General features: G+C 55.2%; 17 protein-coding genes and 1 pseudogene. 6 read left to right on the plus strand and 12 right to left on the minus strand.

Annotated elements, in window-relative coordinates; translation table 11 throughout:
- From lpxO to RS887_RS21865, 3 genes and pseudogenes are all read right to left on the minus strand, one after another.
- Nucleotides 1–902, minus strand: a pseudogene (gene lpxO / locus RS887_RS21855) (lipid A hydroxylase LpxO).
- A 319-nt stretch (nucleotides 903–1,221) separates the two neighbouring features.
- Nucleotides 1,222–1,491 carry a hypothetical protein gene (locus RS887_RS21860; RefSeq protein ID WP_322616987.1) on the minus strand — a complete coding sequence of 90 codons (270 nt, stop codon included), beginning with the start codon at nucleotides 1,489–1,491 and terminating at the stop codon, nucleotides 1,222–1,224.
- Between the two features lie 303 nt (nucleotides 1,492–1,794).
- Nucleotides 1,795–2,358 (minus strand): hypothetical protein, encoded by a 564-nt coding sequence (locus RS887_RS21865; RefSeq protein WP_322616988.1) that lies wholly within the window; start codon nucleotides 2,356–2,358, stop codon nucleotides 1,795–1,797.
- Nucleotides 2,359–2,715: 357 nt separating this feature from the next.
- Between RS887_RS21865 and RS887_RS21870 the strand changes: the two genes are divergently transcribed.
- The 6 genes from RS887_RS21870 (at nucleotide 2,716) to RS887_RS21895 (ending at nucleotide 7,337) form a co-directional block, all read left to right on the plus strand.
- Nucleotides 2,716–2,916, plus strand: a complete 201-nt coding sequence (locus tag RS887_RS21870; protein ID WP_322616989.1) for a hypothetical protein — start codon at nucleotides 2,716–2,718, stop codon at nucleotides 2,914–2,916.
- A gap of 45 nt (nucleotides 2,917–2,961) precedes the next feature.
- Nucleotides 2,962–4,068: a DUF262 domain-containing protein gene (locus RS887_RS21875; RefSeq protein ID WP_322616990.1), complete on the plus strand. Its 1,107-nt coding sequence runs from the start codon at nucleotides 2,962–2,964 to the stop codon at nucleotides 4,066–4,068.
- Between the two features lie 10 nt (nucleotides 4,069–4,078).
- Complete coding sequence (locus RS887_RS21880) at nucleotides 4,079–4,735, plus strand: MAE_28990/MAE_18760 family HEPN-like nuclease (protein ID WP_322616991.1); 657 nt, start codon at nucleotides 4,079–4,081, stop codon at nucleotides 4,733–4,735.
- 382 nt (nucleotides 4,736–5,117) lie between these two features.
- Nucleotides 5,118–5,366: a helix-turn-helix transcriptional regulator gene (locus RS887_RS21885; protein WP_322616992.1), complete on the plus strand. Its 249-nt coding sequence runs from the start codon at nucleotides 5,118–5,120 to the stop codon at nucleotides 5,364–5,366.
- Between the two features lie 430 nt (nucleotides 5,367–5,796).
- The gene (locus RS887_RS21890; protein ID WP_322616993.1) at nucleotides 5,797–6,672 is read left to right on the plus strand and encodes a nucleotidyltransferase; all 876 of its coding nucleotides are present in this window, start codon (nucleotides 5,797–5,799) and stop codon (nucleotides 6,670–6,672) included.
- Nucleotides 6,672–7,337: a hypothetical protein gene (locus tag RS887_RS21895; RefSeq protein ID WP_322616994.1), complete on the plus strand. Its 666-nt coding sequence runs from the start codon at nucleotides 6,672–6,674 to the stop codon at nucleotides 7,335–7,337. The genes RS887_RS21890 and RS887_RS21895 overlap by 1 nt, the downstream gene beginning before the upstream one ends.
- 131 nt (nucleotides 7,338–7,468) lie before the next feature.
- Here RS887_RS21895 and RS887_RS21900 read toward each other — a convergent pair whose 3' ends face one another.
- From RS887_RS21900 to RS887_RS21940, 9 genes are all read right to left on the minus strand, one after another.
- On the minus strand, nucleotides 7,469–7,987 hold the full coding sequence (locus RS887_RS21900) for a hypothetical protein (protein WP_322616995.1): 519 nt from the start codon (nucleotides 7,985–7,987) through the stop codon (nucleotides 7,469–7,471).
- A gap of 80 nt (nucleotides 7,988–8,067) precedes the next feature.
- Entirely contained in the window at nucleotides 8,068–8,862 is a 795-nt protein-coding gene (locus RS887_RS21905) for a DNA adenine methylase (RefSeq protein ID WP_322616996.1), read from the minus strand.
- Between the two features lie 262 nt (nucleotides 8,863–9,124).
- A complete protein-coding gene (locus tag RS887_RS21910) occupies nucleotides 9,125–9,283 on the minus strand; it encodes a hypothetical protein (RefSeq protein ID WP_322616997.1) in 159 nt (52 codons plus the stop codon).
- Nucleotides 9,284–9,403: 120 nt separating this feature from the next.
- On the minus strand, nucleotides 9,404–9,829 hold the full coding sequence (locus tag RS887_RS21915; protein ID WP_322616998.1) for a cell wall hydrolase: 426 nt from the start codon (nucleotides 9,827–9,829) through the stop codon (nucleotides 9,404–9,406).
- Nucleotides 9,830–9,927: 98 nt separating this feature from the next.
- A complete protein-coding gene (locus RS887_RS21920; protein ID WP_322616999.1) occupies nucleotides 9,928–12,882 on the minus strand; it encodes a hypothetical protein in 2,955 nt (984 codons plus the stop codon).
- Between the two features lie 12 nt (nucleotides 12,883–12,894).
- Nucleotides 12,895–15,432, minus strand: coding sequence for a phage tail protein (locus tag RS887_RS21925; RefSeq protein ID WP_322617000.1), 2,538 nt, complete (start codon nucleotides 15,430–15,432; stop codon nucleotides 12,895–12,897).
- Complete coding sequence (locus tag RS887_RS21930; RefSeq protein ID WP_322617001.1) at nucleotides 15,416–15,874, minus strand: NlpC/P60 family protein; 459 nt, start codon at nucleotides 15,872–15,874, stop codon at nucleotides 15,416–15,418. Before RS887_RS21930 ends, RS887_RS21925 begins: the two co-directional genes overlap by 17 nt.
- Nucleotides 15,871–16,734, minus strand: coding sequence for a DUF2163 domain-containing protein (locus tag RS887_RS21935; protein ID WP_322617002.1), 864 nt, complete (start codon nucleotides 16,732–16,734; stop codon nucleotides 15,871–15,873). The genes RS887_RS21930 and RS887_RS21935 overlap by 4 nt, the downstream gene beginning before the upstream one ends.
- The gene (locus tag RS887_RS21940; RefSeq protein ID WP_322617003.1) at nucleotides 16,731–17,381 is read right to left on the minus strand and encodes a DUF2460 domain-containing protein; all 651 of its coding nucleotides are present in this window, start codon (nucleotides 17,379–17,381) and stop codon (nucleotides 16,731–16,733) included. Before RS887_RS21940 ends, RS887_RS21935 begins: the two co-directional genes overlap by 4 nt.
- Nucleotides 17,382–17,387: the final 6 nt, after the last annotated feature.

Below are 17,387 nucleotides of genomic sequence, written 5' to 3' on the forward strand. Positions count from 1 at the left end.
TCAGATCAGAATGAAGACCACCAGCAACCCGGCAAGGATCGACCACTTTTCGAGGTAGTACAGTGTGCGGTTACGCTTTTTCAGTTGCTTGCCGCGCAGGCGAACCTTGTAGATCCTGCCGAACAGTCGGTTCAGCCCGCCGGTCCTGTCGCCCGCCTCGTTCGGCGCACCAGCGGCCGACATGACATGGCGACTGAACCAGCGATTGAATGCCGCCGCCCATCGATACTTCATCGGCCGCTCGATGTCGCAGAACAAAATGATGCGATTGTGCGGCGTGGTATTTTCCGCGTAATGAATGTAGGTCTCATCGAACATCACCGCTTCGCCATCGCGCCAGTGGTAGTTCTGGCCATCAACATTGATGTAGCAACCCTCGGCGCGTTGGGTGTTTCCAGGCCCAGGTGGTAGCGGTACGAACCGGCATACGGGTCGCGATGGCGCACCAGTCTGGAGCCGGGCGGCAGTTCGGCGAACATCGCCGCCTTGATCGAGTCAATACCCTGCAACAGCTCGGTGGTGCGCGGGCAGAGCTTCATGGCCGACGGGTGGCTGTCGCCATACCACTTGAGATAGAAGCGCTTCCAGCCGCTCTTGAAAAACGAGTTGAAACCGACGTCATCGTATTGGTTCGAACGCTTGATCTCGCCAGCGTGAAGCAGATTCCGGCCTTCGGCACGAATTTCTTCCCAGTGCGCCTGCAGCGCACGCAGATCGGGGAAGTCGGCCGGGTCGAGGTACGGCTTGTTGGGGGTTTTCGAAAACAGGTAAAGAAAGCAGTTGATCGGCGCCAGAAACGTCGAGTGATCGCTCAACTGGCGACCCAGCTTATGGCGCACCTGACCACGCAGATGGACATACGCAATGGAGACAACGTAGATAACGGCAATGATCAGTTTCACGGAAATCGTCACACATCAGAAGTAAACAAACTGCACCCTTTACCGGCATGCCGGTCCCCGGGTCTTGTGCAGCGGCTGAATACGAAACAGAGGCCCTGTGGTGCCATCGAGCCATGCCGATGGTCGGCATCCGGCCGATAGATGGCATTTTAGCCTCAGTCTGTAACCAATAGTTAACCTGCAACGGCGAAAATGTCGCCGCAAAATCCGCCAAAGCGTTGCACAGACCTCAACACCCTATCGTTTAAAGAGCCAGACCAGTACAATCGCCGCCAAACTTTACGCGCCCCCCCAGGTTGAGAGCGGGAAACCTGCCCTTTCAGCGCACGTTGACTCGGGCCAGGCGCACCACATGCTGCTGTCCACTTAATGCCAGATGGATCTTCCACTGCCGATCGGGATGAATGTCCCGGGGTCCGGACAGTGGAAACGGGTACTGAACCGGTACTGCCGCAACCCTAGCTACTCTGAATGCTTCGCAGGAAAAACCTTTGATTTCTACAGCTAACATCACGATGCGATCTTCCGGGCGTCGTGATGTAGCGTCAAGCGCTGGAAAATCAAGGGTTTGAGCCGCATCGGATCGCATCAAAACACCTTAAAACACGCCGTTTGGTATCAGAATTGGTATCAGGATCACCCCGGAACCTCCAATACGGCGAACCTCTACGATGAGATCCAATGATGGATTGGACCGACTAGCCGCCAAATCACCGTAAATAAAGGCTCAAATAGATTTTTTATTTTTCCAGTACCATTTTCGTACCAGTGCTATTCGCACGCATTCCCCTCCACCTCTCCTTTCCCACCAGCTGTGGCAAATAAAAGCCCTAGTGTTTGAGGCTAGGGCTTTCTTGCCCGACGTCGGGCTGATTACTCCTGGTCGACTACATCACGCCGGCTGGAAAAAGCCGGTTCCACTGCCGGAGAACTGCCCACTAATGTTCCCGGCATACTGCGCTGGATGGACCAGTGCGGCCAGCAGACGCGGCCCTTCAAAAAGGTACAGAGTGAGCGAACCTGGACTAATCGACAATTGCAGCGACAACGGGACGCCGATGAGGTTCTCAGCATCAGGCACGGTGCCCTGCAGGTAGAGACTGGAAATGTTGATATTGGTACCCGTACCTGTCGCCTGGCCAACGAACCGCACTCTAGTTCCTTGCTGAGGAGCATATGGTCCGATATCGGCGGGTGACGCACTAATCTGGATGGTTTCGGTCTGAGGATAACAACCGCAACCGCAACCTTCGAAGGAGAAGTAGCCGCAAATGTTCTGCTGGCATCCGCATCCACACAACGATTGCGGGTGCACCTTCTGATGGAGAACCTCTTCTAGCGCCGGCTTCGCACTGGCAACCTCTTCCTGGCGTTTGATTTGAGAGTCAAAGGCAGCCTGTGATTGCTTTTTGAGCGCATCGACCTGCTCAGGTTTTACATCTTGAAAAGACGTCATATATAAAAAATCCTTTTTGTTTTTTCGAAAAGACCTGGAGACAGCCTCACTCGAACAGCGCACCTTCCAGGAGCACACCACGAACCCTTCGGCTCGCGGTCATCCTTTAAAGCACAATCTGAAAACGCTTGCAACTACTTTGATGGCGGCACACATGCCTTGGAAAACATGTCAGGCTCTATGTCGGTGCAAGGCTCGTGGCCCGGTGTGTGCTTGAAGATCAAGAACGACTTTCCCGGCAATCCGTGATGAACCAAATTTTTATCGGCCGGTTGTGGCTCCAATCGCGAGCACTGTCGCTGCTATGCTTGAGTTCTTTCAATAAAAGGAGAGCAGCCGTGGTAAGCGAGTATTCGCATGGCACATGTGCTGGAAAGGATCTATCACAACCAGCTGGCGCTGGAGGCCGCGGTTATGGAGCTGACCCCGTGGGTGAAAAGTCGTGGCTCAATGGAAGTAGGTGAAAACGTGCGAGGGGCGCTGCAATCAATTGGCGAAAACGCTGGCCACATCAAACAAGGTCTAGCTCGACTGAAGAGACTGGACATCGATCAATAGATTGCGAGATCTTGAACGGCTACGTGCCGATAATCTGGAGAAATCATGGCTTTGGCAGAAGAGATTCAAACCGCTCGGAAGAAGGTAGTCACCGACGGATATGAGATGTCAATGGGCGAGATTATCAATCTCTACAAAGATGGCGAGTTGGTGATCGATCCAGTTTTTCAGCGGCTATATCGTTGGGGCGACGAACGCAAAACCCGCTTCATCGAGTCCCTCATTCTTGGTATCCCAATTCCGCCAATTTTCGTCTATCAGGACGATAACGGAGTATGGGAGCTTATCGATGGGCTACAGCGTCTCTCGACCGTTCTGCAACTCACTGGAGACCTAAAAGGTGATCGCGCCGACGAACTCGGCCTCCTGGTGCTTAACGGTACGCGATTTCTACCAAGCCTAAATGGAAAGCGGTGGAAGGAGTCGGCCAATGGGGCCGATGATGGTATCAGCCAAGCCTTGCAGATTGAGATTAAACGCGCACGAGTTAGGGTCGAAATACTCAAATCTGACAGTGACGTTTCAGCGAAATTTGAACTATTTCAACGCCTTAACACTGGCGGTGCGAGCCTGACGGAACAGGAAGTTAGGAATAGCATCGCGGTGTCATTAGATCGAGAGTTTTATACATGGCTTATCGAGTGCTCTAAAGATGACTCGTTCGTTGCCACTACAGATCAAACTGATACAGCTCTAGAGTCACAGGCAGGGGTGGAGTTAGCGTTGCGCTTCTTTGCTTTCCGCAATGTTCCGTATAATGCGGGCATGGATGTTCACGAGTATCTCGATGACGCATTGATGAAGCTGGCGACAGAGAAAGAATTCGATAGGAATACAGAACGTGAGATTTTCACCAAAACTTTCAAGTTCCTATCCGAAGCACTTGGTCAGACGGCATTCAAACGTTGGAATGGACATAACTTTTCCGGAAAATTCTTGATGTCCGTCTTTGAGGTCATGTCCACCGGCGTGTCCTATAACGCGAATGAACTCGAAGCACTATCGCCACAACAGCGAAACGATTTCATTCAGCAGGCGGCCAAAGATCTTTGGAAAAACCAGATCTTCAATCAAAACTCTGGAGCGGGTGTTAGAGGCACCACACGGTTGTCGCGATTGCTACCAATCGCAGCCGACTTGTTGAAGCCGTGAGGCAAAACTGATGCCAAACATCCGTACTTTAATCCAACTGCAAGAAACCTTGGACTCGGAAATGGGCTGGCGAGTGAAGGAGATTGGGGCCTTCATCGTGGCATCAAAGAGTGGCAGCCCCGAAAAAAAATTCTTCATCCGAGCGGGTGTCGCACTTGTATATGCGCACTGGGAAGGTTTCATCAAGGCATCCTCTGAACAGTACTTGAGTTTCGTCCACTATCGAGGTCACACATACCGCGAATTGAAGAGTTGCTTTGCCGTATTCGGCTTGAAAAGCAAATTGCAAATGCTATCTAAATCGCGACAGTCTAGTCCGAACATAGAGGCTTTCGACTTCATTATTTCCGAAATGGGTCAACCAGCCCATATGCAAATGGCCTCAGCGATTGATACCGAATCGAACCTTACCTCCAAAGTATTCACCAACATCGCTGCTTCACTTGATCTCAACGTAGAAAAGTACAAGACAAAATTTAATCTCATCGATGAAAGCCTTGTGAAACGACGTAATCAGGTTGCACATGGCGAATACATGGATCTGGGGGGAAGGGAGTTCGGCGAACTAGTCGATGAAATCCTTCAACTAATGCGTGACTACAAGACGGACCTGCTGAACGCCGCCTCTATAGAAGCGTATAAAAGGCCGATTCCGCTTGTAAATTGACCCGCGAATATCTCGTTATCAGCTTCCCAAGCTGATAACGAGGGTTCGATTCCCTTCACCCGCTCCACGTATTTCAAGGCCTCCAGCCTTCCCCGCTTCGATTAGGTGTCTGTTAAGGTGTCTGTTTCTGATTTTCTCAGATTCGACACAAGCAAAAACAGACACCAGCACTTCTACGATCATCAGCCCGCTTTAGACCATCTCGCGTCCTACCGGCGGATCACCGCATCACTATTTACACGCCACTTTCCCCACCTGATCTCGCCTGGCTGTATAGATCTTCCGCACTGCCGGGATTCGTCCAGTTTTAGCATGACGCACTATCCTCGGCCTCTTCCTCATGTTTTACTGTACAAATAAACAGTATCAGGAGGCTCGTGTGATGCCCGGAAAAAAAATCATCGACCTGCAGCAGATCAAAGCATTAAAGGAGATGGGAATCGAATGGGGAGCTGGCTTCTCAATAAATGACCTGCCGCTCGCCTTCTCGACAGACCACTGCGCCGTTGCCCGCGCCATGCTGGATTGGTCAGTAGAGGCCCTCGCATTCCGCTCTGGCGTTTCAGTTCGAGCGATTAGAGACCTTGAAGAAAATCGGCGACCATTACGCCAGGTCACGTTGCGATCTTAAGGGCGACGCTGTGTAGCGTCAGGCGTAGTAAATTCAAGGGCTTGTGCCGCACAGGATCACAGGAATACGCCCAAAAATGCAGTGATTGGTATCAAAATTGGTATCGATCGCCTCCTCTCTCGGCCTCCATCCATACGCACTTCCCCTCGAAAACACAAACAAAAAAGCCCTACAGCCTGATCAGGCTGTAGGGCTTTTTGTTATTTTCAGCTCACTGACTTGCCAAGCCTGCCATAGACACACTGTCAACGACTTCGTAACCTACGTGCAGGTCTTGTCGCTTTTCTCTTATGCCTATGTCGCGTCTTTAACGCGGGACTCAATTGCCAAGGGATTACGCATGGACAAGGAACGTTAGACGATGCATGTGGCGTAAAAATTACGCTACGTGTGTCGCCTACTTATAGTTAGCGTTTTCAAAGGATAAGCAATGAGCCTAGAAGATAAATTGTCCGGATGGACTGGCCCTTCGAGTGACACCGAGCAGGACAAGCAGGATAGAACGGAGCGAATGATTCGCCAAGCGATAGATTCACACGAACCATTCAACAATTGCTCGTTGAAGGTTTACGCGAAAGGATCTTACGCCAACAACACTAATGTGCGCTCAGATAGTGATGTCGATATAGCTGTGGAGTGTACAGAAGCTCTATATTGGCAGGAGCATGAAAAAGGGAATTATACGCCTGGCAAACCATACGAGGGGATTTGGACACCAGCAAAGCTGAGAGCCGAGCTTCTTTCAGCCATGAATGCAAAGTTCCCCGGCCAAGTAGACTCCACGGGATCTACCGCAATACAGATAAATTCGAGTTCAGCGCGCGTAGATGCTGATGTCGTTCCATGTTTTAGCTTTCAATATTACCTGAGCGATGAGACGAGAGATGGAACTAAAATATTCAAAACGGATGGCAGTAGTATCGTTAACTATCCAGCCCAGCAAATGAAAAACGGGATAGCCAAGAACAAGCGAACTGGTAATACCTATAAAAAAGGGGCGCGACTTTTAAAGCGCATTGAAAACGCAATGGCAGAAGATAAAATATTTCGCGAACTGCCATCCTTTTTTATGGAGTGCCTAGCCTACAACTGTCCGGACACTGTGTTTACTCATTCAACCTGGACAGAATGCCTCAGAGCAATGCTTTTTCATATTTGGGATAATCTTCAAGGTGCTGAGCCGGACTCTGGTCGCTGGGTAGAAGTGAATGAATGTTTTTTCCTGTTTCATCCAAATCAAAAATGGACTCGTGAAGATGGGTGCGAGTTTTCAAAAGCAGCTTGGAACTACTTTGGATTTAAATAATGCGCAATGTGACACTTAAAAACTCGGTGTATCTGCTAGTCGGAACCTCAGCAGTTGCTTGGTTTTCGATTGCCTACTTTAGCGAGCTAGATTTATCAAAGGTACTAGATTTTTTTGGGCTTATTCCAAAAGTTGTGAGCATTGATCTTTTGGCAATAGCAGTATTTGTTAAATGGGGATGGAAACTTAAAATATTTAGAGGATGGCTTGTCCCATTTCCGAATTTAAACGGAAGCTGGGTGGGCTTTATTTATTCAGATTGGAAAAATCCAGAGACAGGAGAAAAGCCACCTCCTATACCAGTAATGCTGAGTGTGAATCAGTCCTTCTTCCACATCAGCTGCATGATGCGTACGAGTGAAATGGAAAGCTCTTCGTATTCTGAGGGCTTTCTTATTGACCCTGATCGACAGATTAAAAGCCTAGCATATACCTTTACTAGCAAGCCCAGACTAAGCTTGAACGAGCGGAGTATTCCCCATGATGGAGCAGCAGTATTCCAGATCATTGAGAAGCCAAAACAAAAGCTAGTGGGTAGGTATTGGACGGAAAGATTAACAAAAGGTGAAATAATTCTTCAGTATCATTCAAAAGAACTTCTAGATGAGCTTCCAGAAGACTTGGGTGAGCATCCCGTAACAGAACATGAAAATCGACGCCAATAAGGCGTTACTAGCTGCGCTCCAAAATCGCCGCAGAGCTTGGCGTTAGCCGGCTCGAAAAGCTTGTGCAATTGAATGAAGAACTAGAAAAAAACGAGGCCGCGCTAAATGCCCGGCCTTGGTGCCGAGAGTCATCAACTAGCTCTATTAGGGTTTTTCGCAACTCTTAACAAGCTGGCGTTTTTTATGCCAATTTGCTCTCTATTGGAAGCAATTTTCGCATGCGTATCCGCAAATGCAACAAGATATTCTTTAACTTCCTTTTCACTCATAGAGGATTGGCTAGCTGAAATATGCTCAGATACAGCTCGCGCATCCAACAAAGAGATATCAAAGGATTCTGTTACATTTGAAATCCAGCTAAGAATGTACTCCCTTTTTTCGGGGCTCAGATCGACATCTACCTCGACATCAACTTTGAATCCACGCATTTCATTTATTACTTTCTGCCATTCAATCTCGCTTAGTCTTGCCTGCAACAAAGCATCCTTCCTCAAATTAAAAATGGCCATATCATTTGATTTTTTTCGGGCATTATACAAGCCAACGAAATTTAATATTGAAACCAATAAAGCAGCGACGGACACCCAACCACTATAAGAAATATGTGTAACGAAGTTCCAAATAATTGCCCACCATTCATCAATCACCACTCTGCACCTCCCTTGCCATTTTTCTAATAAAATCGATAAAGGCTACCTCATTTTTTAACATAGATAGCCCCGCCCGAAAATTAAAAAAGACCTCCAAAGTCAGCAGGCTTCCAGTTCATGATTACCAATTCACCGCTAACTCCAGCCTGCCCTTGCCGCTGATTGGTCGTGCTGTAGCGGATGTCCAACGTCTCAAAGTGAAAGCCATCGAACACGCGTCGGATGTCCGGGTGGTCGTTGATGCTGACCATCACCCTGCCCTTACAGCGACGCATGAAATCAGCCATGCGTTCGTAGTTTTCAAACGGAAAATCCACCCCGTAACCCGCGGTCTGCCAGTAAGGCGGATCCATGTAGTGGAAGGTGTGCGCGCGGTCGTAGCGCTCGGCACATTCCAGCCAGGGAAGGTTTTCCACATAAGTGCCGGACAGGCGCTGCCAAGCGGCCGAGAGATTTTCCTCGATCCGCAGCAAGTTGATGGCCGGGCCGGTGGTGGCGGTACCGAAGGTCTGCCCGGTGACCTTGCCGGCGAAGGCATGGTGCTGCAGGTAGAAAAATCGGGCGGCGCGCTGGATGTCAGTGAGGGTTTCGGGGCGGGTCATCTTCTGCCATTCGAACACCTGACGCGAACTGAGTGCCCATTTGAACTGGCGCACAAACTCTTCGAGGTGGTTCTGCACGACACGATACAGCGTCACCAGGTCGCCGTTGATGTCGTTGAGGACTTCGACTGGCGCGGCCTGGGGTCGCATGAAGTACAGCGCGGCACCGCCAGCAAAGACTTCGACGTAGCATTCGTGAGGCGGAAAAAGCGGGATGAGGCGATCGGCCAGGCGGCGTTTGCCGCCCATCCAAGGGATGATGGGAGAGGACATGGATAGCAAGACCTTTTACTGTATGGATAAACAGGTGCTAGACTCGCTCCGCTTTGTGCACGAAGCGGGAGCCTTGGCTGGACTTGCAGGGACATTCTGCGGGGACGGCGACCGGATTGGATGTTGACGCATCCAATCCGGCCGCTCTTTTTTCTTCGATATTGAGCTTCACTGAAGCAGGCCTGAAAGGCCATCAAGGCGATCGCTCCCTGTTCGCCTTGCAGGGAATGGCGGCGTCATTTTGAGCTTCCGCCGCCCCAACTTAGTTGCTCAGCTTTGGCTGCAGGATCACCCGAGCCAGCATCACTAGGATGCCCAGAACGCCGTAGGTTACAGGCGGCAGTACCGCCTGCAACTGAGGCAGCATCTGCTCAGCAATACCCAGCGCTGCAACCGCACCGCCAGTCTGAACGCTGGACATTTTCAAAGCGTCTTTCCAATTACTAATCAGTTGCATGTTTTGTTGCCTCGGATGGTTGAGAAAATTTCAGCCCAGCGACGTCATCGCGACCTGGTAATACGCAAACATCAGTGCCGTGGCTCACGGCACATCCTTGAAGAAAATGTGGCGCCCGAGCTTTAGCGTCTCCTTCGCGCCCTTAATCCACGTTGGTGGTTTTGACATGGTGGTCGCGTAGTAATGGGTCGCCCCGCCGGTCGGATCTGACACCTTGCCCGCCATCACCTGGTCGGCAGCGATCTGCGCCTGGGCAAACTCGCGGAAAGGAATCTGTTTCGCGCCACTCAGGTAAGCGAAGTTCGGGTCGTTCCTGTTCCAGCAGCTGAACTGGTAGGGCTTTTGGCACACACCGGCATAGCCCTCACCCCACCACGACTTGGTCTTGCCATCGTTCACTCGGTTGCGGATGGTCCAGGCCACCGCGATCTGGCCGGCCAGGCTTTCACCACGGGCCTCCCCCCACAGCGTGCGTGCAAGGATGTCGCGGTCTCTTTCTGTTGCAGTCATCACTTTTCTCCAGGCGAAAAAAAGCCCGCATTCGGCGGGCATGGCTCTTCTACGAAACGGCACTGCAGGACGGACTTCCGTCCTTGTCTGGCGCTAGATCAGAGATTGGTGGTCATCTTGATGACGCTGTCCACGTTCCAGGTTTCTCCGGGTTGAGTGGTGTGTGTTACGCCGCCCATGGTGCTCACCGCACTGCCGGCAACGCTGTAATAAATCTTGTTGTAGAACGGCGCATTGGCCACGAAGAAGCCGCAGTCGGCAAAGCCGGGATGCTTCAGCACCTCGACACTCGCGGAGATTCCGGTAGGCCCCCAGAGCTGGGAAGCCGGCAGCGCCCCCAAGGTCGTCACCTGAGCGAAGCCCGTCGTGGACACATCCTCGGTCGAGGCATAAGGCGCCCGCATGGCGGTGTTGGTGATGACGTCCCCGCTCGTGTCGGCCAGCAGCCGCTTGATCGGCAACATGGTCATCATCGCCGCCTTGAGCATCAAGGCCTGCGACCACACCACTTGCTGCGACAGTTCGATCCGCATGCCACCTTCGGCATAACTAATGGTCACACGCTTGGCGTGGGTGGCCACCTCCGTCTGGGTATTGCACTTGAACAGCTTGGAGTACTGAACAAGCTGCAGCTTCTTGCCGACATACGTGGCGACCGTGTTGAAGGGGATCTGCACGCCGTCCAGAAACAGCGCGGCATGGGTCTTGATCTCGTCGCCATGGTAGCCACCGAAGTAATCCGGGGCGCCCTCCTCCAACCACGCGCCTTCGATCTCGCCACCATTCACCACCGCCAGGCCCGCCCGGGTTCGAGTAAAGCTCATGGCCTCCACCAGCAGATCGCACTCATAGCCATGTTTCAGCCGCCAGAGGTCGGAGTTGCCGAAAGCATCCGCGCCCGTTGGGTCGAACGGCTTGTTTTCATAGCCGATGGTTTGTTCCAGGTACTTTTTCGAACCGGACTTGGCGCCCTTCACGAAAGTGCTGACCGTGTTTACCCCCACCTTCACCACCACATCATCATTCGCCAGCGTCGAAACCACCGTCGCGCCCGGCTCGGATGCACGCGGAAACCCACAGAGCGAGCCGAAGTCGTTAGCGCCGTTCCAGTAAAACATCGGCAGCTGATTGGACAGGCCTCGAAAGCGGTCAGGGCTGGGAGACTCGTAATACACCCCGCCCTTCACTGCCGTAGCCGGGGTGTCGCCGGTCGTTACCGTGGCCGATAGGTCAAGGTAGGCCACATTGAAGCCGGTACTGGTGAAAGAAAACGAGCCTGGGGCGATCTTGATGCGCCCCTGCCCACTGTTAGTGGGCAGAATCAAATAGTTGTCCCAGGCCAGCGTTCGGGTAGTCGGGTCAAAGGTGATATTGATCGGCGCCTGTTTCAGCCAGACTTCGCCCAGGTACGTGTTCAGCGGCCTTCGGTTGGCCAGCGCACCGCCATACCCGGTCGCATCATTGATAAACAGGTAAAGCTTGTTGTCATCGACGAATGCGCCGGAAGCGATGCTACCGCCAACACTCGAATAGCCGGCGGTGGTGACCTCGGCCACCAACTTCCCGCCGACCAGCTCGGCGCCCAGATCGACGTAAAGCGCCTGACCTAGGGGGACCGTCACATCCGTGAGACCCGCGATCACCAGCGTAGTGTTGCCCACTCCCCGCGCAACACGAAGATCGCCGAACGACATGACGCAAGCCGTTCCGCTGAGAAGGAACCGGCTAATGTCACCAATCACCTGATAGGCCGCACGCACCGTGCGGTTCTTCAACGTTTGATCAATGGAATCAACAGAGGCTTCCTGCCGGGCCAGAGGTCCACCCAGCCCGGAGGTGCCGTTGATGAGCAGATACACCTTGCGATCCGTGACGAACGCACCAGAGGCCAGCATCCCCGCCGTAAAACCACCGGTCGTGACTTGCGGAACCAGCTGACCGCTCTCATTGGGAGCACTGTCAAGATCCACATAGATCGCTTCCCCGAGCGGCACATTCTGACCACTGACTGGGGCTACCTTTTTCGACGAGAAGGTCAAACCACCGGTGACCGTCAGTTCCGAAAAACTGATTGAGTAGGTGCTTGGAGTTCCTACGTTGCGCTGCAGTTTGGTCGCCCGGCCGACCACGTGCCAGCCGGCCCGGTCCAAGTTGTTCTGCAACGCGCCGGTCAAGGCCGCACGCGACACCACCCCATCGCCCACCGAGTGGTACTGGGGATACAGCGCCCCACCGACGATGCCGTTCAGGCAGGTGAACAGAATAATTTTGCTGTCTTCGATGTAGGACCCTGGCAGGTTAGCAATCGCCGTCAGCGGGAGTGAGGACACATGCACCAGGTACTCGCCGCCGACCAAGGGCTCGGCCAGATCCACATAAGCACATTTACCGTCCGGCACCACCAGGTCAGTCACGGCCTGAACGTTGGCTCGGGCCTTGCCGGTGCCGGTGAAGAGGTAGAGCCGGCCCCAGCTCACCGTGTAGTCCAGACTCGAGGCACCTTTCTCAACCTTCGTCGTGCGTCCCGACAACTGGTAGTTACCCCGCCGGGCAATCTCCAGAATGGCGCTACTGGGGTAACGCTTAATTTCAAGTGGCACGCCGCCGTTGTTCAAATACAGGATCAGCGACTGACTCCACTCAGGGCTTGGCACGCTGAAATAGTGACCGGATGCGGTGTTGCTGATGCCCGTTGAGGTATTGGGGTAGATCCCCGACGACAGCTGGGCTGCATCCCTGGCGGCCTCCGCACGGTCGGCAGCGGACAGCGCCGCGTTCAAAACGTCGCCGGGGTCGGTGGTGACGATCCCTCGCAACAACGGCGCCACATAACCACCGCGACTGATCGCAACATCAATCTTTCGCTCTTTCGTATAGAAGAACACTCCCGCATTGGCATCGGCATACGCAGGATTCGCCAGCGGCACATACGTGTTCTCGTCACTGTACAAACTCGCCAGAGTCGAGGTACCGCTGATGTACACGTTTATCGTTGCACCAGGCAGCAGAGCACCGTCCTCAGCCCTGGCGGCGAAGAATTGAATAGGTTGCATATCGAGTCTCTATCAAGTGTTGAAGGTAATTGCCGGGGCAAAGTTGAGCTGACTGCGGGTGCTGCTCCAGGTGTCGTAAGCGGCGGCGCAAAGGTAGTAGGTGGTACCGGCGGTCAAGTCAGTGATCTGCCCCGCTCGGGACACGCCTTGGTAGCCAACGGTTCCGGCAATGGCCGGATCAAAATCGGCGGCCGTTGAGTACACAAACAGGTAACCGGCAGCGTCTGCCGCGTTGCTTGCGTCGCAACTCACATCAGCCGTGGTACCACTGACGGTGGCCGCTGTCCCGTTCACAGCGGCCGGTGCTGTGTTGGTGACCAACAGCGAGGCCAGCGGAGCGCTGCCGGCGGCATTGCGCTCGATGATCTCGACGCGGTAGCTGCGAATCAGCGCACCATCGACCAGCGCATCCTCACGTTGGTAGGTGAAGGCCGTGCTGGTGGTCGTCACCTGACGCAGCAGCGCATTGCTGCCCGCGTTGCGGATCCGCACCAACCGATCCTCCGCCTGAGCCCCCGCCGTCCAGCTGACGGTGAAATACGGCGCTTCGAATGTGCCGACCAATGCCAGGTTCTGCGCCGGCGCAGGTACCACCCGCGCCGGCGACAAGGTGACGCTGTACGCCGTGACGTCCGCCAGATCCTCCAACGCCCGACCGTACACGTTGAACGAGCGAAACTTGACCCACACCGTTCTGCCAATCTGATCGCGGGCATAGCTGTATTTCCAGACCGCGTCGTCCAGGCGCACAAACGGTGCTCCACTGGGATGACTGGCCACCGCCGAACTCAGCCGCCCGCGTCGCAGGTAGCCCAACTGATAAGCCCCCACGCCGATCAGCGTGGCATCGCGATAACTGAGCAATTCTCCGTCCACCCAGCACAGGGTGGCGCCGCTGTCAGCCTCGGCGGTAGTCGCGGCCGTCAGTTCGTCCGGTACCGCCAGTTGCACGGACAAGGTATGGACCGTGTCCGGATCGCTGCCGACGGCCAGGGCAGCGGAAAGCTGCCCCATACCCGCCCGACCATAGATGGTTTCAGCCATCCGATAGCTGTCACCGTCGGCACTGATCCAGATTTCACAGCCACCCCAGTTGGGGCTCGCACCGGCCACGGCGCCCCACACTTGCAACTCACCGGAGAGCAACAGGCTTTCCGGTGGATTGAACATGATCGGCGCCAGTACCGGACCGGGTGCGGCGTTCTGATTGCCCTGAAAGCCGCTCTTGCTTTGCACCGGGTAATTGGGCGCGCTGCCGACACCCAACAACGCATCCTCGGCGACCACCGCCAACTTGCCCTCTTCGTCCTCCTCGACCGAGATCAAACGGACCAGGCGCTGCTGCAGGTTTAAGCCTGGTTCGGTGATGGTGACCAGATCCATCGGCTCCAGCAGCACATGCTGCCAGCCCAGGGAAAACTGGTATTCATTGCGCACGTACAGCTTGCGCTGCACCAGCAACTGCGCGGCATGCGCGCCGATCGCCACATCGCAGATCTCATAGGCCTTGATCGTCTCCATCGGTCGCGAGCCGAACTGCTCGATGGCCGCCTGATCGGTGCCGCGCACCACATCGGTGTTGTACTCGTGAGCGCGATCGAGGATCTCCAGCGAGACTTCGTTGTAGCTGTCGGCCTGACTCTTGATCTTGAGTGAGACCGGTGGCTCGCCCTCCTCGGCCAGAAAATCATCATCGGTCAGATCTGCTACTGGCGTGATATCCGGGTACCAGGTCACGCCGTTGCCGGTCACGACCTGATCGCCATAGGGAATGATCTTGAGCTGACCGGCCGACCAGACCAACTCGCTGTTGGTCAGTTGCAGCCAGCGAGCGATCGCTTCACTGGCCGGTGACTGCTCATCGAGTACCGGGCTCAACAACAGGTTTTCAGCCAGACAGTAATTGCGATAATTGCTCAGGTCGGCAACCCACCATGGGTGGAATCCAATGCCGTCCAAAGGATCGAGCAGTAACCCTGGCAAGAATTCCCCGGGATTGGCGTCCGGCAACCCCGGCACTTGATAGGGACCGTCCACCTCGAACGTGTGGTTCTGCACCCCGGCGCTGTCGTTGAGCAGGTACCGACCGGCATACACATAGGCGGTGTCCGCGTAGGCGATGGCCTCGGCGGGATGCTTGGTTTGAAGAAAGCCCCACACCGGTTGGTCCCGGTCGCCTCGGGCAAAGCTGAACCCCGCCTGAGCCAAGGCCGACTGAGTCACCCCGTTGATGACCGTTTCAGTAAACACTTCCTTGTCACGAAAAACGCGGTGAACCGCACCCAACGTCCCACGACCGATCGCCAGGATCAGCGCCGCGTAGTAGGTGTAGGTGGTGTCTTTTTGCGTCGCCCCGCCGCCGCCCTTGCCGCCCGATTTTTTCTTCGTGGTCTTCGCCACGGCTTCGAAGTCGGTGTAGTAAATCAGGTTGGGGCTGATGCGATTTCGGCCGGCGATCCAGGCGATCGGCTTGCCGCTGGCACTGCTCTGCACTTGCAGCGCATTGATGCGCGTGGCGCTGGTGGAAATGGTGCTACTGCTGCCCCCCATCGCTGACTCCATATAGATTGAGTGTGTAATAACGCACCAGCTGGCTGGCCAGCCGTTCCTCGCGCATGTCCGCGTATTCCACGCCGATATCGCGGTAGGCATGGATGACCCGGTGTTCATCGATCACCACCGCGCCGTGGCTGTACGTGCGGCCGAAACGCCACACCGCCATGTCACCGCGTTGCGGTGTCTCCACCGGGTGGCCGTACCGGTCGAGCCAGTCCAAGTAGCGTTCCTCGCTGCGATGCAGGTGCCAGTCCTGGGCATAGGGCCCGGGGTCAATCAAGGGCATCAGCCCGACCGCGTTGTAGACCTCGATCAGCAGCCAGGCACAGTCGACACCAACACCCAGCAAGTGCTGACGGTGCTGGTACGGCGTGCACAGCCAGCGTTGGGCCTCGGCCACCACTGCAGCGCGCTGCTTAGTTTCAAGCGCATTCATATGGACGTCTCCGCGACCGGGATGAAGGGCATGCCGCGATAACGTGCGCGGTTGCCAAACTTATTGGTGCAGGCATCCAGCGTGCGCGGGCAGCCCGGATAAATCAGGAACTGGTCACCTGGGACAGGCACCGCCGGCACGCCGAGGATCATCGTGACCGCGCCGTCTCCAGTCTGGCGGCGCACCGTGCGGGCCACACCGGCATTCGCGCCGTTGACGAAGCGAATCACACCCTGGTCGAACCAACCCTGCTCCGCCATCACGTTGGAGTTGATCCGCAGCACGGTATTACTGCCAGCCTGGACGGTGCCGGCTGTCTGGAACAGCGCCCGATTCACCCCGCAATCGGTGCTGTACACCGTGCGCAAACACGACGGCTGATACACGCCCCGAGGGACTTTGGTATCCAGCAACTCCATCGGCGACTTGACCGTCACCGTTGCCTGCTCACGATCGACGGGATCGACCTCGGCCACCCGGCCGATGAAGCGCGTCACCGTTCCAATCACCGGCTGGCCCCAATCCGCCATGAAAGCCCGGGCCAGAATCAACGTCGCGCCATCGAAGCCGCCGCCGGCAATGAAGGGCAGCACCGACTCCCCCAACACCGTGTCGTTCAGGCCGGCGGTGAAGGTGACGTTCAGGGTATCCACCTCAATGCCACGCACCGCACGCACGCCAGTGCGCTTGATCAGCGGGCCGCTGGCCGAGTAGTTCTGTCCGGCGTGGTAAATCTGCAGGCCGGCATCGGTGTAGCGCAGCACTTGGCCGCTGGCCAAGGCAATCGTGTACAGGTCGGCCATCACGAAGCTGCGCGCCGTGGCCAGGAACTGTTTCAACTCTGGGCTGGCATCGATCATGGTTTGATACTCGTAAAGGCGATGTTCTTCATTTCCCAAATCGTCCGGAACGGCTGGGTGCCATCCAGCGAGTCGGCATCGAAGGCACAGCGGAAATAGAACGCGCCGCTCCACACCAGTGACGCCCCGTTGGGAGGTGGCACGGCAAAAGTGATGCGTCCCAGCTCGTCCACGTTGTAGCTCGAAACCGGTGCTCCACCGACCGTCAGCGCATCAATGTTGACGACGCCATACACCGGCTCGACCCAACTGCCGATGGCACGGGAAAGCTGAAAGGTGACGGTGGTACCGTCGCCGGTACCGAACCGCTGAAGTTTCACCAGGTGGTCGGAGCGATCGAAGTACAGGAACTCGCCGAACTGGCCTTTGCGGCTGTTGAAGAAGTCCATCAGCCGCGTCCACTCATCCAGACCCGGCCGTTTGCGCACCGCGTTATAGCTAATCTGGAACGACCACAGGGGCGCCGAGTAGTACGCGGTGGTGCGCCGCCGGCCGCTGGCCGCCTTTTGTACCCCCGTGCTCCACTCCGGTGCCTTTTTCGACAGCAATGTTTGCCCCGGCATGCGCGGCAACACCCCATCGCTCACCTCACCCACGTCTGGATAACTGGCGATCCAGCGTGCTGGCCAGAACGGACCTAATGGCATGATTCC

This window comes from Pseudomonas sp. BIC9C (assembly GCF_034541995.1).
GTDB classification, from domain to species: Bacteria; Pseudomonadota; Gammaproteobacteria; order Pseudomonadales; family Pseudomonadaceae; genus Aquipseudomonas; species Aquipseudomonas fluorescens_CC.